At 63.2% G+C, this 19056-nt stretch carries 18 protein-coding genes; 12 read left to right on the top strand and 6 right to left on the bottom strand.

All coding sequences use genetic code 11. The annotated features are described in order from the left end of the window. The first annotated feature begins 60 nt into the window (after positions 1-60). The 6 genes from HK439_RS19185 to HK439_RS19160 all read left to right on the top strand — a co-directional run bounded on the left by HK439_RS19185 (position 61) and on the right by HK439_RS19160 (position 4632). Entirely contained in the window at positions 61-1422 is a 1362-nt protein-coding gene (locus HK439_RS19185) for a cache domain-containing protein (RefSeq protein WP_190293092.1), read from the top strand. Between the two features lies 1 nt (position 1423). Next, entirely contained in the window at positions 1424-2077 is a 654-nt protein-coding gene (locus tag HK439_RS19180) for a response regulator transcription factor (protein WP_190293091.1), read from the top strand. 94 nt (positions 2078-2171) lie between these two features. Beyond that, complete coding sequence (locus HK439_RS19175) at positions 2172-2933, top strand: gamma-glutamyl-gamma-aminobutyrate hydrolase family protein (RefSeq protein ID WP_190293090.1); 762 nt, start codon at positions 2172-2174, stop codon at positions 2931-2933. Positions 2934-2964: 31 nt separating this feature from the next. After that, a complete protein-coding gene (gene nthA, locus HK439_RS19170; protein WP_190293089.1) occupies positions 2965-3606 on the top strand; it encodes a nitrile hydratase subunit alpha in 642 nt (213 codons plus the stop codon). Next, positions 3603-4262 (top strand): nitrile hydratase subunit beta, encoded by a 660-nt coding sequence (nthB, locus tag HK439_RS19165; RefSeq protein ID WP_190293088.1) that lies wholly within the window; start codon positions 3603-3605, stop codon positions 4260-4262. The genes nthA and nthB overlap by 4 nt, the downstream gene beginning before the upstream one ends. Continuing rightward, positions 4249-4632 carry a nitrile hydratase accessory protein gene (locus HK439_RS19160; RefSeq protein ID WP_235988013.1) on the top strand — a complete coding sequence of 128 codons (384 nt, stop codon included), beginning with the start codon at positions 4249-4251 and terminating at the stop codon, positions 4630-4632. Before nthB ends, HK439_RS19160 begins: the two co-directional genes overlap by 14 nt. Here HK439_RS19160 and HK439_RS19155 read toward each other — a convergent pair. Then, positions 4629-6422 (bottom strand): DUF1007 family protein, encoded by a 1794-nt coding sequence (locus HK439_RS19155; RefSeq protein WP_190293086.1) that lies wholly within the window; start codon positions 6420-6422, stop codon positions 4629-4631. The genes HK439_RS19160 and HK439_RS19155 overlap by 4 nt on opposite strands. Before the next feature lie 241 nt (positions 6423-6663). Here HK439_RS19155 and HK439_RS19150 point away from each other — a divergent pair, with 241 nt between their 5' ends. Next, positions 6664-7737, top strand: coding sequence for a Glu/Leu/Phe/Val dehydrogenase (locus tag HK439_RS19150; RefSeq protein WP_190293085.1), 1074 nt, complete (start codon positions 6664-6666; stop codon positions 7735-7737). Between the two features lie 246 nt (positions 7738-7983). Here HK439_RS19150 and HK439_RS19145 read toward each other — a convergent pair whose 3' ends face one another. From HK439_RS19145 to HK439_RS19130, 4 genes are all read right to left on the bottom strand, one after another. Then, positions 7984-8898: a LysR family transcriptional regulator gene (locus HK439_RS19145; protein WP_190293084.1), complete on the bottom strand. Its 915-nt coding sequence runs from the start codon at positions 8896-8898 to the stop codon at positions 7984-7986. 51 nt (positions 8899-8949) lie between these two features. Next, positions 8950-10542, bottom strand: coding sequence for a gamma-glutamyltransferase family protein (locus HK439_RS19140; RefSeq protein WP_190293083.1), 1593 nt, complete (start codon positions 10540-10542; stop codon positions 8950-8952). 68 nt (positions 10543-10610) lie between these two features. After that, a complete protein-coding gene (locus tag HK439_RS19135) occupies positions 10611-11588 on the bottom strand; it encodes a WD40 repeat domain-containing protein (protein WP_190293082.1) in 978 nt (325 codons plus the stop codon). Positions 11589-11596: 8 nt separating this feature from the next. Continuing rightward, the gene (locus tag HK439_RS19130) at positions 11597-12685 is read right to left on the bottom strand and encodes a CobW family GTP-binding protein (RefSeq protein ID WP_190293081.1); all 1089 of its coding nucleotides are present in this window, start codon (positions 12683-12685) and stop codon (positions 11597-11599) included. 243 nt (positions 12686-12928) lie between these two features. Between HK439_RS19130 and HK439_RS19125 the strand changes: the two genes are divergently transcribed. Beyond that, entirely contained in the window at positions 12929-14110 is a 1182-nt protein-coding gene (locus HK439_RS19125; RefSeq protein WP_190293080.1) for a pyridoxal phosphate-dependent aminotransferase, read from the top strand. A gap of 13 nt (positions 14111-14123) precedes the next feature. Here HK439_RS19125 and HK439_RS19120 read toward each other — a convergent pair whose 3' ends face one another. After that, positions 14124-15071, bottom strand: coding sequence for a 2-hydroxyacid dehydrogenase (locus tag HK439_RS19120; protein ID WP_190293079.1), 948 nt, complete (start codon positions 15069-15071; stop codon positions 14124-14126). 246 nt (positions 15072-15317) lie between these two features. Here HK439_RS19120 and dctP point away from each other — a divergent pair, with 246 nt between their 5' ends. From dctP to HK439_RS19100, 4 genes are all read left to right on the top strand, one after another. After that, complete coding sequence (gene dctP / locus HK439_RS19115) at positions 15318-16322, top strand: TRAP transporter substrate-binding protein DctP (RefSeq protein ID WP_190293078.1); 1005 nt, start codon at positions 15318-15320, stop codon at positions 16320-16322. Between the two features lie 70 nt (positions 16323-16392). Further along, on the top strand, positions 16393-16896 hold the full coding sequence (locus HK439_RS19110) for a TRAP transporter small permease (RefSeq protein WP_190293077.1): 504 nt from the start codon (positions 16393-16395) through the stop codon (positions 16894-16896). After that, positions 16893-18167, top strand: a complete 1275-nt coding sequence (locus tag HK439_RS19105; RefSeq protein WP_190293076.1) for a TRAP transporter large permease — start codon at positions 16893-16895, stop codon at positions 18165-18167. Before HK439_RS19110 ends, HK439_RS19105 begins: the two co-directional genes overlap by 4 nt. A gap of 11 nt (positions 18168-18178) precedes the next feature. After that, positions 18179-19051 carry an isocitrate lyase/PEP mutase family protein gene (locus HK439_RS19100; protein ID WP_190293075.1) on the top strand — a complete coding sequence of 291 codons (873 nt, stop codon included), beginning with the start codon at positions 18179-18181 and terminating at the stop codon, positions 19049-19051. Positions 19052-19056: the final 5 nt, after the last annotated feature.

Genomic DNA, 19056 nt, shown 5'->3' with positions numbered 1-19056 from the left:
ACCCTGCCACAAAGCCGCACCCCGAAAGTGCACTCCGATACAACCTGGGAGATACCGGGCGTGACATTTAAAACCAAATTGCTCCTGATCACGCTTCTGCCCCTTGTCGCCGTATCGATCCTGATCGGCGGCGCCACCTATTATCAGGCGCACCGGCTGATCGAGGTGGAAACCCGCGCGGTCGAAGAGAGGATCCTGGAAACAAAACGGCAGGAAATCCGCAACTATATCAGCCTCGCGCTGACGTCCATCGAGCGGATCTACAAGGAAGAACCCGGCGGCCGGGCGGCGGCCCAGGAAGAAGTCAAGAAGATCATCAACAATATGACTTTCGGCGAGGACGGCTACTTTTTTGTCTATACGCTCGACGGCACCAATATCGTTCACCCTAAACTGAAAAACCTGGTGGGCGGAAAATGGTGGGACCTGCAGGATCCGGAGGGCGACTATGTCATCCGCAACCTGATCGAGGCGGCAAAGGCCGGAGGCGGTTTCCACGAGTATGTCTGGAACAAGCCGAGCACCGGGCTCGTGGAGGAAAAGCTCGGCTACGCCATCCTGCTCAAGGACTGGGGCTGGATGCTGGGCACGGGTCTCTATACCGATGACATTGCCCATGAAGTGGATGCGATCCGGGCCGATTTCGCCGTGAGCATCCGCCAGACCGTCATCGTGATCTTCGCCATCACCCTGATTGCCATCGTCATCGCCGGCACGCTGATCGCAGGCGTGCGCTTTTCCGAGGAGCGGTTTGCCGACAGCAAGCTCAAGGAGCTCACGAACCGGATCTTCGATGTGCAGGAACAGGAACGCAAACGGGTTTCCACGGAACTGCATGACAGTATTTCCCAGTTGCTGGTCTCGGTTCGCTACGGCATAGAAATGATCCAGAGCGAAGCCGGGAGCGCCACGGCCCTGCGCGACTACGCAAGCAAGTGCCTCAAGACGCTGGACGGCGCCATTTCAGAGGTGCGCAGGATCTCCCGCGACCTGAGGCCGAGCCTTCTGGACGACATGGGGCTGGCGACCGCGCTCGTCAGTCTCGGCAACGAATTCCAGACACAATCCGGGATAGCGGTTTCCGTCGACGCCGAAAGAAGCCACGACAGGCTGTCCGACGGGGCGAAAACCGCGCTATACCGGGTTGTCCAGGAATGCATGACCAATGTCGCGCGCCACTCGGAGGCCCGGAATGTGAAGATCGTTCTGAAGGTCGGGCCGCACACATTGGCGCTGGTCGTCGAGGACGACGGCATCGGCATTCCCCATCCGCTGCCGCAGAACGGCGGGCTGGGGATCCGCAACATGCGGGAGCGGATCGAAACCTACGGCGGAACGCTCCGGCTGTCGCGCCGGGCGGACGGCGGCACCCGCCTTCGGGTGAGCATGCCGCTCGAAGACAGAGCAAACAAGGCGGCCTGAGATGACAATCGAAACCACCGCTCAAACGATCAGGGTCCTGCTCGCCGATGACCACGAACTGGTCCGGGACGGCATTCGTGCGCGGCTGGAAAAGACCGGCGCGATCGAAGTCGTCGGCGAAGCGACCAACGGCCGGGAAGCGCTGGACCTTGTGGCCGTACTCAAGCCGGACGTCGTCCTCATGGACATTTCCATGCCGGTCATGAACGGCCTTGAGGCGGCGAACGAGGTTCGCAGGCGGTTTCCCGGAACAAGCGTCCTCGTCCTGTCCATATATGACAATCCGGAATATGTGCGCGGCATGGTTCAGGCCGGTGCGCGCGGCTATATCCTGAAGGACATCTCCGCGAAGGAAATGATCACCGCGATAACCAGCGTCGCCAATGGCGGCTACTATTTCTCGTCCGCGGTCGGCCAGAACCTCATGAGCGAACCCCAGGCCCCGCTCGTCGAGGATCCCTACGGCCTCACGGAGCGCGAGCGCCAGGTGCTCACGGCGATCGCCAAGGGCCAGCCGAACAAGGAAGTGGCGAAGAATCTGGGCATCAGCGTGCGCACGGTCGAATCTCACCGCTTGAACCTGCGCGAAAAAGTTGGCACCAAGAACGCAGCCCAGCTCTACAAGGTGGCCCAGGAACTGGGACTCCTTGATTAGGATCCGTTAGGCACCCGGCTTCGGATCTGATACGCAACAGGCCCTCGACAACAACGGCAGCAGCCTTCTGACGGCTCTCCACTCGGATACCCAAATGACGAAACCCCTCATTCTAGTCACGGCGGATGTAAAGCCGGTCGACGGTTATAACTGGCACGCCGCCCCCTCTACATATCTGCAGGCCGTCGTCCGCGGATCGGACGCGCTGCCGGTCATCCTGCCGTCGCTCGGCGCCGACATCGATATCGACGGCGCGCTCGACCAGGTCGACGGCGTTTTGGCGACCGGGTCCCGGTCCAACGTCAATCCGCAGCTTTACGGCGGCGAGGCAACGGAAGCCAACGGCCCCTACGATCCGGAACGCGATGCCACGACGCTGCCGCTGCTCAGGCGCGCCTTGGAACGCGGCGTACCGGTATTCGCCATCTGCCGGGGCATGCAGGAACTCAATGTCGCTCTCGGCGGCACGCTGCTGACGGAGATCCAGGACATGGAAGGCCGGGCCGATCACCGCGCGCCCACGTCGGAACACCAGGACACCCGTTTCAAGATCGCCCACCCGATCGAGATCGAGCCCGACAGCCCGCTGGCTGAGATCCTTGGCGAGGAACCGGTTGACGTCAATTCGCTTCACCGGCAGGCTCTTGGAACGCTTGGAGACCGGCTGACCGTGGTCGCCCGGGCCGAAGACGGCACCATCGAGGCGGTCTCGGTCAAGGATGGCCCGGGCTACGTGGTCGCAACCCAGTGGCATCCGGAATACTGGGTCGCGAGCGACGGGCCGTCACAGAAGCTGTTCAGGGCCTTCGGCGACGCCGCGAGAGAGTACCGCGGACGCCGTCTCGGCCTCGCCTGAAACATATCGCCTGATCGAGGTCCCACCGGCCATGTCTCATTCTCACGATCATCACCATGACCATGACCATTCCGAACTTTCGGAAACGGAGCTTCGCGTCCGCGCACTGGAAACCGTTCTGACGGAAAAGGGTTATGTCGATCCGGCGGCGATGGACAAGCTGATCGACACCTACGAGACAAAGGTGGGGCCGCGCAACGGTGCGCATGTGGTGGCAACGGCCTGGACGGATCCGGACTATCACGACTGGCTCATGAAGGACGCGACCGCCGCCATTCACCACCTCGGCTATATCGGCCGCCAGGGGGAGCACATGGTCGCGGTCGAAAACACCGACGACACTCACAACATGGTCGTCTGCACCTTGTGCTCCTGCTATCCGTGGCCGGTGCTGGGCCTGCCACCGGTCTGGTACAAGTCTGCCCCCTATCGCTCAAAGGCGGTTCGCGATCCGCGCGGCGTCTTGAAGGACTTCGGTATCGAATTGCCGGCGGCAACCGACATCCGGGTCTGGGATTCCACGGCGGAAGTCCGCTACCTCGTCATTCCCCGACGCCCCGAGGGCACGGAGGGCTGGAGCGCCGAAGACCTGGCGAAGCTCGTCACGCGGGACAGCATGATTGGAACCGGACTGGCGCTGACCCCGGATCAGTTGGGCGAGGCTTCCTCATGAACGGCGCCCAGGATCTCGGCGGCATGATGGGCTTCGGCCCGGTCGTCCACGACGACAACGAACCTCTGTTTCATGGCGAATGGGAAAGGCGCGCCTTCGCGGCGACCCTGGCGATGGGCGCGACGGGAAGCTGGACGCTGGATGCCTCCCGGCATGCACGCGAAACGCTGCCGCCGGCGCAATATCTTTCCTCAAGCTACTACCAGATCTGGCTGGCAGGCCTGGAAAAGCTGCTCGCCGAACGCGGCCTCGTCACGGAAGACGAAATCGCGGCCGGACACGCACTCACACCGCCTCTGCCGGTCAAACGCAAGCTGATGGCGGACGACGTCGAGACGGTGCTTGCCAAGGGTGGACCGGTCGACCGGCCTGCCTCCGCGCCGGCGAGATTCAATGTCGGCGACCGGGTGATCGCAAAGAACATGCACCCGGAAACCCATACCCGCCTGCCCCGCTATGTCCGCGGCCACGCGGGCGTGATCGAGGCCGTTCACGGCGTCCACGTGTTCCCGGACACCAATGCCCACGGACTCGGCGAACAGCCGCACTGGCTTTACGGTGTTGCGTTCAAGGCAAGCGATCTCTGGGGCGCGGATGCGGATCCCGGCCTCACGGTCCGGGTCGATCTCTGGGAGCCTTACCTTGACCCCGCCTGAGATCGACGCTTCCGCCCTCACGCAGAAAATCCCCGGCCTGCCGAGTGACGGCGAGACGCCGGTGTTCCGCGAACCGTGGGAGGCGCGCGTCTTCGCCATGACCGTGTCCGCCCATGACGCCGGCCTGTTCACCTGGCCGGAATGGACCCAGGCGCTCGGAGCGGAAATCCGCGCGGCCGGCTCCAGCCCCGAGGACACGGGTGCGGATTATTACCGGCACTGGCTGGCCGCCTTTGAAAAGCTGCTCGCGGAAAAAGGCGCCACCTCGGCTGAAACGCTTGCCGGTCTCAAGGATGCCTGGGACCGGGCCGCGAAAGCGACGCCTCATGGAAAGCCCATCATCCTTGGCGCGGATAACAAAGACGCCTAACCCCAGCCGAGCGTGGCGATCAGCAAGGTCACGCCGAGGAAGAACACCAGCAGCGCGCCGCCGATCTCGATGGTCCGGTGCACCACATGGGCCAACCGGCTGCCGTCACCGGACAGGCGTACGGCAAACCCCTTGGCGCCCACGGCCAGTCCCGCAAGCACGGATACGGTGATGCCCGTGCCGAGCGCCATGACCAATGTCGAGGCGATGCCGGCCGCAATCAGTCCCTGGGACAGGGCAAACACCAGAACGATCAGCGCGCCGGTACACGGCCGGAGGCCCACGGCGAGCACGATCGACGCGGCGCGGGCGAGTGTGATCCTGCCCTGCACCATGTCCGGCGTCGGCGCATGGGCATGGCCGCAGGTGGAACAGACGCCGTCCGCGCCGATGTCGTGATGGTGGTGGTCATGCCCGTGGTGATGGTGACCATGGCCTGCATGAGCATGGCCGGCCGGCAGGGAAAATCCGGCCAGCACGGGCTGCAGCGCCTTTTGCCACAACAGCCAGCCGCCAAGAACGGTGATGAGGATATAGGAGCCGATCTCGAACCAGCGCGCAGTGTCCTGGATCGCAATCGAGGTCAGGTTGAAGACCATGGCAGCGGCCCCGACGAGCACGATCGCGGTCACAGCCTGCGCGAACGCCGAGACGAACGACAGCACAATGCCCTTCTTCAGCGTTTCGTTGTTGGCGACCACATAGGACGAGATGATCGCCTTGCCGTGTCCCGGACCCGCAGCATGGAAGATGCCGTAGGCGAAGGATATCCCGATCAGAAGCCATGCGGCGTTCGGATTGGTCCGGAACGAACGGAGCGCACTGACCAGCTTCTGATAGAACTCGCTCTGCAGCCGGGCAATGGTGCCGAACCATTTGCTGACCAGACCGGGACTGGCCGCGGCCGGTGCATCCGGCTGCTTTGCCGTGTTCAGCGCCTGGGTAATCGCCTCCTGGCCGTTTCGGGGGACACCCGCCCCCGTTCCTGTGGTTGCCGCCGCAACGCCGGCGCCGGCCACATCGCAGGTCACGATCATCTGGTTGACCTGTGTCGCCGCGGCGGACTGCAGTTCGGGCGGCAGGTCCCGCTGGTCCGGACCGATCTGCGCCAGCGCGTAAGCCGTCGCATCGTCCAGAGCGGGCGGTTCCTTGCGCTCGATCCCGCATTTGCCCGGCGCATTCACCACCCCGAGCGCATCGTCTCCCTTGGCGAAGCGGAAATCGACGTAATAGGTCGGATCGTAGACGTCCAGCGTGATCGGCTTCGTGGCGTCGCTCGGCTCTTTCAACGGCAGGCGGAAATGCAGTTCCAGAAGATCGACGGTGTCCGGTATGTCGGTCCCGTTCATCCGGCGGTCTTCCTCCATGGCCTCGAAGTCCTCTGGCTTCATCGCCCAGTAGTCCTTGAGAGGCACGGACTTGACCTCGAGCCAGTAATCCGTCGGCGGAGTGAAATCGAGCTCCACACGCGTGTTGTCGCCGAAGGTGAAGTAACCGTATTCGGCAATGCCCTCGATATTCACCTTGGCAAGCTCGGCGAGTTCCTCGCGGCTGTAGTGTCCGTCCCCGTTGGCATCGAACCCCTGGATCGCGAAGGCGGTATAGGCATCGTCGAAGCGGAACACATGGTCGACGGCGACCGCATTGCCCTTGTCGTCGAACACGAGCTTGGAGCGGGCCTCGACGAAAATATGCGGATGGGCAACCGCCGCCATGGAGGACAGAAGCAGGCAGAAAAGCGCCAGACCGGACTGGACGTATCGCACTATAAACGCGGGAAGGACGGACATCGCACCTGCACGGACAAGAGGATCGGTTGGACTGTCTTGTCCTTGCATCGGGAACACGGCGGGATCAAGGCCTGCAACGATGTTGCAGCGCCATAATTACCGAAAATTAATTTCCCGGATAATCCGGAATATGCGGAAGAAAATAGACTCTTCTTCGTCAGATTCCGCAATATTAGACACGTTATTCCCGCATTCAGGAGTAATCTTTGTTTCAGAAGCACACTTTCTGAAGAGTGAACTCATGAACGCCCTGCCCCGATCCATCAAGGAAGCCGGTGTTTTCGCCACCGTCTTCGATCATCCCGAATTCCACGACCATGAAGACGTCGTCTACGTCCGCGACCGGGAAACCGGCCTTTCCGCCATCATCGCCATTCACAGCACCGCTCTCGGCCCGAGCCTCGGCGGCTGCCGGGTCTGGCCCTATGCCAGCCACGCAGAGGCCCTGACCGACGCCCTCCGGCTTTCCCGGGGCATGACCTACAAGAATGCCCTGGCCGGCCTGGACCTCGGCGGCGGCAAGGCGGTGATCATCGCCGATCCGCGCAAGGACAAGACGCCGGAAATGATGGAGGCCTTCGGCCGCCATGTGAACCGCCTGTCGGGCACCTATATCACCGCCGAAGATGTCGGCGTGTCGCCGGAAGACATGGAATACATTGCCAACTCGACCGCCCATGTGCGCGGGACCAGGGCCACAGGCCTCGGAGACCCCTCCCCCTATACGGCTCTCGGCGTCTTCACCGGCATCAAGGCCGCCGTCCGCCATGTCTACGGCACCGATGACCTCACCGGCCTGACCGTCTCCGTGCAGGGCCTCGGCCACGTGGGTTCCGATGTGGCTGCCCGACTGCATGAAGCAGGCGCAAAACTGATCGTGTCCGACATTCACGCCCCGTCCGTGCTGAAGGCCATCGAGACCTTCGACGCCCGGGCCGTCGATCCGGCAGAAGCCCATCGGGTCGAGGCCGATATCTTCGCCCCCTGCGCCCTCGGCGCGGGCCTGAACGCCGGGACGATCCCGCAGATCCAGGCGAAGATCGTGGCAGGTGCCGCGAACAACCAGTTGCAGACCCCGGCCGACGGCGAGGCGCTCAAGGCGCGCGGCATCCTCTATGCGCCCGACTACGCAATCAACGCCGGCGGAGTGATTTCCATTGCATTGGCCACACCAGGCGGCAGCGACGAAGCGGTCCGGAGGAAGACGCTCGCCATCGGCGACACGCTGACGGAAATCTTCAAGCGCGCCAGCGCCGAAGACAAGACCCCGGAACAGATCGCCGACCGGATCGCCGAGGAGCGCCTGTCGGCCTGACCCGCTCTCGGTGTCATCGCCCGGCGAAGTCCGGGCGATCCGCTCGCCTCGCCGGACGGAAAATCTAAAGCCATGATCCACAGACGACTACGATCGTTCAGCATCGTCCTGGCTTGAAATCCGACGAAACGGGCATTGGATCACCCGGACTTCGCCGTGTGATGACGCTGTGGTTGAGGATAGAGTCTGCCAGTTCCCAGAAGCGAAGCTTGCCATTCGCTGGTTCGGAGGAACCCCGCAAGACGTTTAGGCCGGGCAGGATTCTCCGGCTTTCTTCCGCTCCGCCAGCCACTCGACCAGAAAATCGACAAAGGCGCGCACCTTTCCCGAAAGGTGCCGCCGGTGCGGATAAACGGCGTAAATCGCCTGTGTGCTGGATTCATAGTTTTCCAGAACCGTGACCAGTTTTCCTGCTTCCAGTTCACTGGCCACGAAAATATAGGGCGTGCGCAGGAACCCGAGGCCGCACAAGGCCGCGTCGCGCCCGCCGAGCGCACTGTTCACCTCCGCCCGGCCGCGAACCACCACGGAAAGTCTACGCCCGCCATCGGAAAATCCCCAGTTCTGCTTGAACCGGTAATTCGTGTCGATGATGCAGGGCCGGCTGGACAGATCGGCCGGAACCTTGGGTGCACCGTAGGTCGCAATCACCTCCGGCGTCGCGCAGACAACGGTCCGGAACGGAGCGATCTTGCGGGCGATCAGGCTGGAATCCTCCATCTCCGTCACGCGGATCGCCACGTCGAAACCTTCATCCACCAGATCCACGAAACGGTCTTCGAGCCTGAGGTCCATCGACACTTCCGGATTGGCCGCCAGAAACGCCATGGCCGCCTGATTGAACAGGGCGTCGCCCATGGACCGCGGCGCGGAGACCCTGAGCCTGCCGCGCACACCTGTGTGGGAAGACTGGACGGAGGCCTGCAGATCGTCGATCCGCTGCAGGATGTCGGAGGCTTCCTTGTAATAGGACTCGCCGACCTCGGTCAGCGATACCTGCCGGGTCGTGCGGTTGAGCAGACGGACGCCGAGTTCATCTTCCAGCTCGCTGATATATTTGGACACCAGCGCCTTCGAGCGCCCCATTTCGCGTGCCGCCGCCGAAAACCCCCGGCTGTCGACGACCTGAATAAAACAGCGCATTCGCGTGATGGCATCCATGCTCTTCCCCTGGCCGGCAACCGTCCGGCCCGCCCGTGTTATGCGCCCATATTAAGCGACTGCAGCACCTCCGTCGGCGCGCGGATCGTGGGCCCCTTCGAGGCCGCCTTTGGTGTTGCGCACGATCATGCCCGCATGGCCCATGGTGTCGGAATAGGCATCCGCCATTTCGACCACGTCGTGACCGCACCGCTCAAGAGCCCTTACGATATCCGGATCGAAGCGGTTTTCCAGCCTGAGGGCCGTCGTTTCGTCGCCCCAGGTCCGGCCGAGCAGCCAGCGCGGTGCATCGATCGCCTCGCCGACGGGCATGCCGTTCAGGACGTGACGGGCAAAGATCGCGGCCTGGGTCTGCGGCTGGCCTTCGCCGCCCATGGTGCCGTAGGTGACCGTCCGGCCGTCCTTCAGCCGGGCCATCGCCGGATTGAGCGTGTGGAACGGCTGGCGGCCCGGCTCCAGCGCATTGAGCGCTTCCGGATGCAACGAGAAACTCGCACCCCGGTTCTGCCAGGTGATCCCGGTCTTCGGCAGCACGCAGCCGGAGCCGAATTCCCAGTAGATCGACTGGATGAAGGAAACGGAAACGCCCTTCTTGTCGACCGCACCCATCCAGATGGTGTCGCCATGCGCGCCCTTGTAAGGCCATTCCAGCGCCCGGCGCATGTCGATCTTCGCCGCCTCCCGGCCCAGCCAGTCCGGCGTGAGGAAATTTTTCGGCGGCTCCGGCAGGCGCATCGGATCGGTGACGATCCGGTCGCGCACCAGGAAGGCGCGTTTGGTCGCTTCCACCAGTCCGTGGACAAGGTCGAAACCTTCCCGGCCGTCGGTCTTCAGCCGGTCGTAGAGCCCGAGGATGATCAGGGACGCCAGGCCTTGCGTCGGCGGCGGCGCGTTGAAGACCGTTCCGCAATTCAGCTCGACCTTGAGCGCGTCCTTGAACCCGGCCTCATAGGCCGCCAGGTCGCCCTTGGTCACCGGAGACCCGATGCGGTCCAGGTCGTCGGCAATGGCCGCCGCCACATCGCCCTTGTAGAATTCCTCAAAGCCGTCATGGGCCAGATGCTGCAGCGTGTCGGCCAGCCGCTCCTGCCGGAGAGTGGATCCTTCCTCGGGCACCTTGCCGTCGACCAGAAACACGTCCGCGAAACCGGGCTGGTCCTTCAACTCGTCGAATTTCTCCGCCGTCAGGGCCGTCTGGCTGCGGGTGACGCGTATGCCTTCCTTGGCGTAGCGGATCGCTTCGCGCAGCAATTCGCTGCGTGGCGTCTTGCCGGCGCCGATTGCCTGGGCGGCTTCCAGCGCCTTGCCCCAGCCGCCGATGGTTCCGGCAACCGTCAGGGCCGCCATCGGGCCGCGCGTCGGGATCGCGCCGTAGCCGGCCTCGTTATAGGCAGCGACAGTCGCCTTGGATCCGGCCGATCCGCAGGCCATAAGCGCCTTCGGATCCTTCCCCGGCTCGGCGATGAGCCAGAAGCCGTCGCCGCCGATGGCGTTCATATGCGGATAGACAACGGCAATCGTGCTCGCCGCGGCAATCATCGCCTCAATGGCCGAACCGCCGTCGGCAAGGATTTCAGCGCCCGCGTTTGCAGCTGCTGTATGAGGTGCGACCACCATGCCGCCCGAAGATGTGACAGTGTCCATTCCAAACCCCGTATTTCGTTCTTGTTGTTATCGTCATTGCGACCGGTCGCCCTGCCGACCGGCTTCGGCTAGTCCTGCAGGGAGATGATGCCGGCTTCGCCTTCTTCCGTTCCGAAGGCCAGACGCACGCCTTCGCCGTCCCAGCCGAGCGCCGAGACCGGCCCCTTGCCGGGACGGCGCAAGAGCACCTCTGCATTGTCCTCGAAACGGCACAGCATGACCATGCCGTCCTGATAGCCGACCGCGACGACCTCTTCCCTCGGATGGCAGGCGACCGCCGTCACCAGGAAGTCGCCGCGCGTGCCGAGCTGCAGCGGCGTCTGCCCCATGGGGCCGGTCTTGCCGGAGAACGGCCACAGGATCGCGGCATTGGCGCCTGAGGTCGCCAGATAGCGACCTTTCGTTGACCAGCTCCAGGACTTCACCTTGGCCGGATAGCCGGTCATGCGCATGTCCTGCTCGTCGGCAAGCCGCCAGCCGTGCAGCGCGTTTTCCTGCATCGAGGTCACAAGATACTTGCCGTCCGGCGAATAGGTGATGCCCAGGTGCGCCCCTTTCCAGGAATATTCCTGCGGCTTTCCGGACGCATTGGCCCACCACACGGTCGCGCCGTCATAGCGGGCGACGGCCAGCTTCATGCCCTTGGGCGCGAAGGTCAGTCCGCCGACGGCCCGCTCATGGGTGAATTCGTTTTCCTTGCCGTCGGCCAGCCGGACCCAGGCGGTCCGTCCCGAGGCGAAACCAACCGCCCCGTTCGGCCCGCAGGCGAGAAGATCGATCCACTTGCGCGGACGCTCGGCCAGAAGGCCGATGCTTCCGTCCGGCGCAACCTGCTGGATCTTGCCGTCGTCGCCGGAGGTCACCAGCGCCTTGCCGTCCAGCGTCCTTTCGGCGGCCAGAAGCCCGCCTTCATGAACCTGGACCCGTGCTTCCGCACCTTCGACGAAACAGACATAGCCTTCACCGGAGGCAAAATAAGCCGTGTCGTTCAGGAAGCCGGCGCGGACGATGAAGCCGTCCGCGTCGACCGGAGCAATCGTCGGCATGAGGGCTCCTATTCCGCTGCGCAGGCCTGGAAGCTCTTTTCCAGAACATCCCAGTTGAGATCGCGCCCGATGAAGACCAGGCGGCTTTCGCGCGGCTCGTCCGCCTTCCAGTCGCGCTGGTGATCGCCTTCCACGATCATGTGCACGCCCTGGATGACATAGCGCTGCGGATCGTCCTTCAGCGCGAGAATACCCTTCAGCCGCAGGATGTTCGGCCCCTGAACCTGGGTGACCTGGTTGATCCAGGGAAAGAACAGCTCCGGATTGAGATCGCCTGCCTTCAGCGAAATGCTCTTCACCGAATGCGGATTGTCGTCATGGTGATGGTGGTCGTGGTCGCAATCCGGACCGCATTCATGATCGTGATGATGGTGGTCATGGCCATGGTGGTGCTCGTGGTCGCAGTCCGGGCCGCATTCGTGTTCGTGGTGGCCATGTGCCAGGAAATGCGGATCGAGCGACAGGATCCGGTCGAGGTCGAAGGCGCCGCGGTCGAGCACGGCCTTGAGATCCACTTCGCAGCGTTTGGTGAAATGGCGAACCGCATAAGGATTGATGGCCGCGATCCGGGCCTCGACCTCCTCCAGTTCCTCCTTGGAAACCAGGTCGGTCTTGTTGATCAGGATGACATCGGCAAAGGCGATCTGGTCTTCCGCCTCTTCCGTATCATCCAGGCGCTGCAGCACATGGCGCGCATCGACCACGGCGACGACCGCATCCAGCTTGGAGGCAGCCCGCACGTCGTCATCCATGAAGAAGGTCTGGGCGACCGGGGCCGGGTCGGCCACGCCGGTCGTTTCCACGATAATGGCGTCGAACGCACCCTTGCGCTTCATCAGGTTCTGCACGGTGCGGATCAGGTCGCCGCGCACGGTGCAGCAGATGCAGCCGTTGTTCATTTCGAAGATTTCTTCGTCCGACTCGACCAGCAGGTCGTTGTCGATGCCGACTTCGCCGAATTCATTGACGATCACGGCATATTTCTGGCCGTGATTCTCGGTCAGGATCCGGTTCAGAAGTGTCGTCTTTCCGGATCCGAGATAACCGGTCAGAACGGTGACCGGAATCTGTTGGGTCGTTGCTTCAGTCGCAGACATGGGAAGTCCCTTGCGCGGAATTTCTTGTGAGCCCGGCACCATGGCCGGAGCGTGAGTCACGGCGAATATAAGCGCTAAGGAGGGTAGATGGGAGGGGCTTTGCGGGAATTCTGTTTTGCCGGCAGCGTTTCGCGCTTCGGCGAACACCTTTGCTTCAACCCGGTCTTTCCAGACCGGTGCCATCTCCGCTAAACATTTCGAAAAGACCAGCATCGCCGCGGCCGCGGCCAGAAGGGTGGAACCATGCTCAAGACCATTGCCGGCTTCGACCGTATCGGCGAGGAAAACGCCTTTGCCGTGCTTGCCCGCGCCACGCAACTCGCCTCTGAAGGACGCGACATCATCAATCTCGGCATCGGCCAGCCGGACTTCAAAACCCCCAGCCATATTGTGGAAGCCGCCATCAAGGCGCTGCGCGACGGTCATCACGGCTACACGCCGGCAACCGGCATCCTGCCGCTGCGCGAAGCCGTCTGCGCGGATCTTCACAAGCGCGTCGGCGCCGAGGTCAATCCGGACAACGTGGTGATCGTGCCCGGCGGCAAGGTGACCATGTTCATGGCAATCCTGATGTTCGGCGAACCCGGCAGGGAGATCCTCTATCCGGATCCGGGCTTTCCGATCTACCGCTCCATGATCGAGTTCACCGGTGCCAAACCGGTTCCGATCCCGATCCGCGAGGAGAACGATTTCGCCTTTTCAGCGGAAGAAACCCTGTCGCTGATCAACGACAGGACGAGCCTGATCATTCTCAATTCCCCGGCGAACCCCACCGGCGGGGTCACGCCGCGCGCGGAGATCGAGACACTGGTGAAGGGCCTTGCGGCCTTCCCGGACGTGGCGATCATGTCCGACGAGATCTATGCGCAGATGACCTATGACGGCATGGAGCACGTCTCCCTGCTCGGCTTCGAAGAGTTGCGCGACCGGCTGATCCTGCTCGACGGCTGGTCCAAGACCTATGCCATGACCGGCTGGCGGCTCGGCTACTCTGTCTGGCCGGATGCGCTCATCGACAAGGCGCGCAAGCTTTCCGTCAACGCCTGGTCCTGCGTCAATGCGCCGACGCAATTCGCCGGCATTGCCGCCCTCACCGGCCCGCAGGACGAGGCCCGGGCCATGGTCGCGGAATTCGACAAGCGCCGGAAAGTGGTGGTCGAAGGCCTGAACGCCCTGCCGAACGTGACCTGCCGGACGCCGCTCGGCGCCTTCTATGCCTTCCCGAACATCAAGGCGACCGGCTGGAAGGCCAAGCAGCTTGCCTCTGCCCTTCTGGAAGAGGCAGGCGTTGCCGTCATCGGCGGACCGGATTTCGGGATTCTGGGCGAGGGCTATATCCGCCTGTCCTATGCCAACTCGACGGAAAACATCCTCCGCGCCCTGAAGCGCATGGAGGAGTTCCTGGCGGCAAACAGCAAGGCCTGACCGCTGTAGAGCCTCAGCCGGGAACCGGCGTCACGGCCTTGCCCGTTTCAAACCAGCTCGTCAGATTATCGACCACGAGCTGCCCCATCGCATCCCGCGTCTGCACCGACGCGGAGCCCACATGGGGCAGCAGTGTGACCCGGTCGAGCGCCATCAGCCCGGCCGGCACATGGGGTTCGTCTTCGAACACGTCGAGACCTGCACCATAGATGACACGCTTTTCCAGAGCCTCGATCAGGGCGGCTTCGTCGACCACGGTTCCCCGGCCGATATTGATCAGGATGCCGTTTGACCCGAGTGCGGCGAGGACCTCACTATTGACCGCATGATGGGTCTCCGGACCGCCCGGCGCGACCACCATCAGGGTGTCGCAGGCATCCGCCAGGCCAAGCAGGCTGTCGTGATAGGGATAGGCGACGTCCGCCTGGCGTGTGCGGCCGTAATAATGGACCTTGAGACCGAAGGCTTCCGCGCGTTTGGCGATTGCCTTGCCGATCCGGCCGAGGCCGAAAATCCCGAGTGTCCGGCCGACCAGGGTCGCGCCGGTCAGGGGATAGGGACCCTTCGATTCCCATTTACCGTCGCGCAGCCATTTTTCGGCCGCCGACAGTTCGCGGGCGGTCATGATCAGAAGACCGAGCGCGGTATCGGCGACCTCCTCGGTCAGCACATCGGGCGTGTTCGTCACGACGATGTTCTTCGCCGAACAGTCGGCCACATTGATGTTGTCGTAGCCGACGCCGAAATTCGAAGCGATCTCCACATTCGGGAATTTGACCAGAAACTCCGCATCGATCCGGGTGCCCAGTACGGCGATCCCGCGGATCCTGTCCGCGACCTCCGCCATCAGCCCGTCCGGATCCGCCGCCTCGAACGGCTTGTGCACCGTGAATTTTTCCTCCAGTCCGCGCATGACGACCGGCAGCATGGCACGCGGCATGAGAATATCGACTTTGCTCATTGGACCCTCGGAAAATCTGGCGGAATTAATGTGGAACGACCTGTTCCATCTTCCCTGAACGTTCAAGGCAAAACGGTCTTCTGGCAAGCCCCGGAAAACACATTTCACGGCAAAACTCTTTTCCTGAGTGCCGTGCTTGCCCGAATGCACCGGATGCATTTCCATCGATATTTCAATTGCGGAACGAGTTGACCGCCTTCGAACCTTGGGTCAATCTCACTGCCATAAACATTGGGAGGAACAATCATGAAAGCTCTTACCTGGGCCGCCGGCGCGGCCCTTGCCGCCGGTCTTTTCGCCGGCCTGTCATCCGGTTCGGCCCTTGCCGCCGACACCACACTGCGCATTTCGCTCCAACTTCCGCTCAAGAGCCACCTCGGCCAGAACCTGGTGCTGTTCAAGGAAGAGGTCGAAAAGACCTCCAACGGTGAGATCGCCGTGGAAATCTACGACAGCGCGCAGCTTTATAAGGACAAGGAAGTCCCGGCCGCCGTCGGTTCCGGCGCCATCGAGATGGGCGTTGCTTCGCTCACCCGTTACGTCGGCGACATTCCGGCCGTCGATATCTTCTACCAGCCGTTCCTGTTCGATTCGGAAGCCAAGGTCCGCGCGGCCGTTGCCAAGGGCTCTCCGGTTCGCGGACCCCTGGACGAAGCGATCGCAGGCACCGGCTCCACCGTATTGTGGTGGCAGGCCTATGGCGGCGCGATCATGCTGTCCAACGGCGGCCCGGTGAAAACCCCGGCCGACATGAAGGGCAAGAAGGTCCGTGTCTTCGGCAAGACCCTCGGCGACTTCGTCACGGCCGCCGGCGGCGCGCCGACGCTGATCTCCGGGTCCGAGCAGTATCTCGCCTACCAGCGCGGCACGGTCGACATCGGCATGACCGGCGTGTCCGGCGTGAAGTCGCGCAAGCTCTGGGAAGTGATGGACACGATCACCGAGACCAACCACGCCGACATCGAATTCATCGTCGTGGTCAACACCGACTTCTGGAACGGCCTGCCCGAAAAGCACCGGGAGTTGATCGAGGCAGCCGCCATGAAGGCAGAAGCCGACGTGCGCGACCGCATGTCCCAGATCGAGGCCGACGCCTATGCGGCAGCCAAGGAAAACGGCATGACGGTCTACAAGCCGACGGCGGATGAACTCGCCGCCTGGAAAGCCGTCGCCCAGCCGGTCTACGACACCTACAAGGAAAAGGCCGGGGATCTCGGCGCCAAGGTGCTCGCAGCAGCACAGGCCCTTTGATCACCCTCCCGTCATCCTTGCCCCGGACGGATTATCCGTCCGGGGCTTTCCCGTCTGCGACCGACCGTCCATGGCCTATTTCCAATTTCTGACCAAAGCGCTTGCGTGGGTTGCCGCGGCCCTCTTCGTGATGGCCGGCTTCATGCTGACCTATGAGGTCGTCGCCCGCTATTTCTTCTCCGCGCCGACGATCTGGGCGGCGGAACTGTCCCAGCTCGCCCTGATCTGGGGCTCGCTGCTGGCCATGGCCTGGCTGCTCGGGGCCCGGCGCCACATTGCGGTCGATGCACTCGTCGACCTGCTCTCGCCCGAACAGCGCCGGTTCACCGAAGCGTTCGCCATGCTCTGCATTGCCGCCTTCAGTGCGCTGGTCACCTGGAAGGGATGGGATATCTTTTTCGATTCCTTCGAGCGCGGACGCACGACCGGGTCCATGCTCGACCTGCCGACCTGGGTCACCGAACTGGCCGTGCCGGCCGGCTTTGCGCTTTTGTTCCTGCAGGCGCTGCTGGAAGCCTGGCGTTCCCTCACCGGCGAACGCGACGCCGATGCCCCGCACGGAGGCTTTGAATGAGCACGCTCATGATCCTGGTCGCGCTGTTCGCCCTGCTGCTCCTGCGCGTGCCCGTTGCCTTTGCGCTCGGCGGTCTCGGCCTGGCCCTTTTGATTGCCGGCGGGTTTTCGCCGCTCATGGCGCCCCAGGCGATCCTGTCGACCCTTGACGGCTTCATCCTGCTGGCGGTGCCGCTGTTTCTGCTGATGTCGAACGTGCTTTTGAAGGGTGGCGTCGGCAAGGACCTGTTCGCCGCCGTCCACGCCTGGGTCGGCCATTGGCCCGGCGGGCTTGCCGTCGCGACGATCCTGTCCTGCGCCATCTTCGCCGCCATTTCCGGCTCGTCGGTGGCAACGGCGGCCACCATCGGCACCGTCGCCATCCCCGAAATGATCCAGCGCGGCTACGAGCGGCGCTTCGTCTACGGCCTGCTGGCGGCCGGCGGAACGCTCGGCATCCTGATCCCGCCCTCGATCCCGATGATCGTCTACGGCTTCGTCACCGAGCAATCGGTCATCGCCCTGTTTCTCGCCGGCATCGGCCCGGGCATTCTGCTCGTCATCTTCTTCATCGCCTTTTCGATGGTCTATGCGCGCTGGTTCGGAGGCTACAAGCCCGAACCGGCGGCCAGCTGGCGCGAGCGCAAGGATGCCAGCCTTCGGGCGGCGCCAAGCATCCTTCTGGCCGCAATCGTCATCGGCGCGATCTACACGGGTGCTGCCACGCCGACGGAGGCCGCCGCCGTCGGTTTCGCTGCCGCGCTTGTGATTACCGCCGTCATCCTGCGCACCCTGACCTGGAAGGGCTTCAAGGACGCGGCGTTCGAAGCCATGGCGACGACGGTCGCGATCCTGCTGATTATCGCCGGCGCCAAGGTCTTCGGCAAGGCGATCACCCTTTACCGGATCCCCCAGGACATTTCCGTCTTCATCGACCAGACGATCCACACGCCTTTCGCCTTCCTCATCGTCGTGTCGATCGTGCTTCTGTGCATGGGACTGGTGTTCGAGGCGCTGTCCATGGTCCTGATCATGACGCCGGTGCTCCTGCCCGCGGCCCAGGCCATGGGTCTGGACCCGATCTGGTTCGGCGTCTATATGGTCATCCTCGTGGAATGCGCCCTGATCACGCCTCCGGTCGGGCTCAATCTCTACGTGATCCAGTCGGTGGCGCGCGCAAGCCTCGGCGACGTGTCGCGCGGCGTCCTGCCGTTCCTGCTGCTGATGCTGGTCAGCGTGTTCCTGCTTTATATCTGGCCGGATCTCGCGCTTTACATACCGTTCAAACTCTAAGGTCACTCTTCATGTCCCAGGCTGCAAAGCTGCGCGCGCTTCTCGCGCAAGACAAACTGCACGTCATGCCCTGCTGCTTCGACGCCCTGTCCGCCAAACTGATCGAACAAGGCGGATTCGACCTGACCTTCATGTCCGGCTTCGCAGCATCCGCCTCGCGCATCGGCGCACCGGACCTCGGCCTGATGTCCTACGGAGAAGTTCTCGATCAGGTGCGCAACATCACCGACGCCACGTCGATCCCGCTGCTTGCCGACGGCGACACCGGCTACGGCAATGCCATGAATGTCCGGCGCACGGTCGCGGGCTTTGCCAAGGCCGGGGCTGCCGCCGTCATGATCGAGGACCAGCTTGCGCCCAAACGCTGCGGCCACACCCCGGGCAAGGCCGTCGTCTCCCGCGAGGAAGCCTTCGACCGGATCCGCGCCGCCAATGACGCCCGCGAAGACGGCGCCGACATCCTGATCCTGGCGCGCACCGACGCCCGCCATGACCACGGCCTGGGCGAGGCGATCGAACGGGCGGCGAAATTCGCCGAACTGGGGGCGGATATCCTGTTCGTCGAAGCGCCGAAGACGGTGGAGGAAATGCGCACCGTCTGCGCCGAACTTCCCGGCCCGAAGATGGCGAATATCGTCGAAGGCGGCGAAACGCCGGACCTGTCGCATGCTGAATTGCGCGATCTGGGTTACGCCATCGCCGCCTATCCGCTGACGCTGATGGCAGCCGCAATGAAGGCCATGACCGACACGCTCGCCGTGATGAAACAGGACGGCGACCGCACCCCGCACCTGATGGATTTCAAGACGCTCAGGCAGAAGATCGGTTTCAACGACTATTACGAGGTTTCGGAGAAATACCGGTCTTCCGCCCGCGAGACATGATCTGA

The sequence above is a fragment of the Roseibium aggregatum genome, assembly GCF_014692675.1.
Taxonomy (GTDB): Bacteria; Pseudomonadota; Alphaproteobacteria; order Rhizobiales; family Stappiaceae; genus Roseibium; species Roseibium aggregatum_C.
Note: the sequence above shows the minus strand (reverse complement) of the source record. Positions and strands in the feature narration are given on the sequence as shown.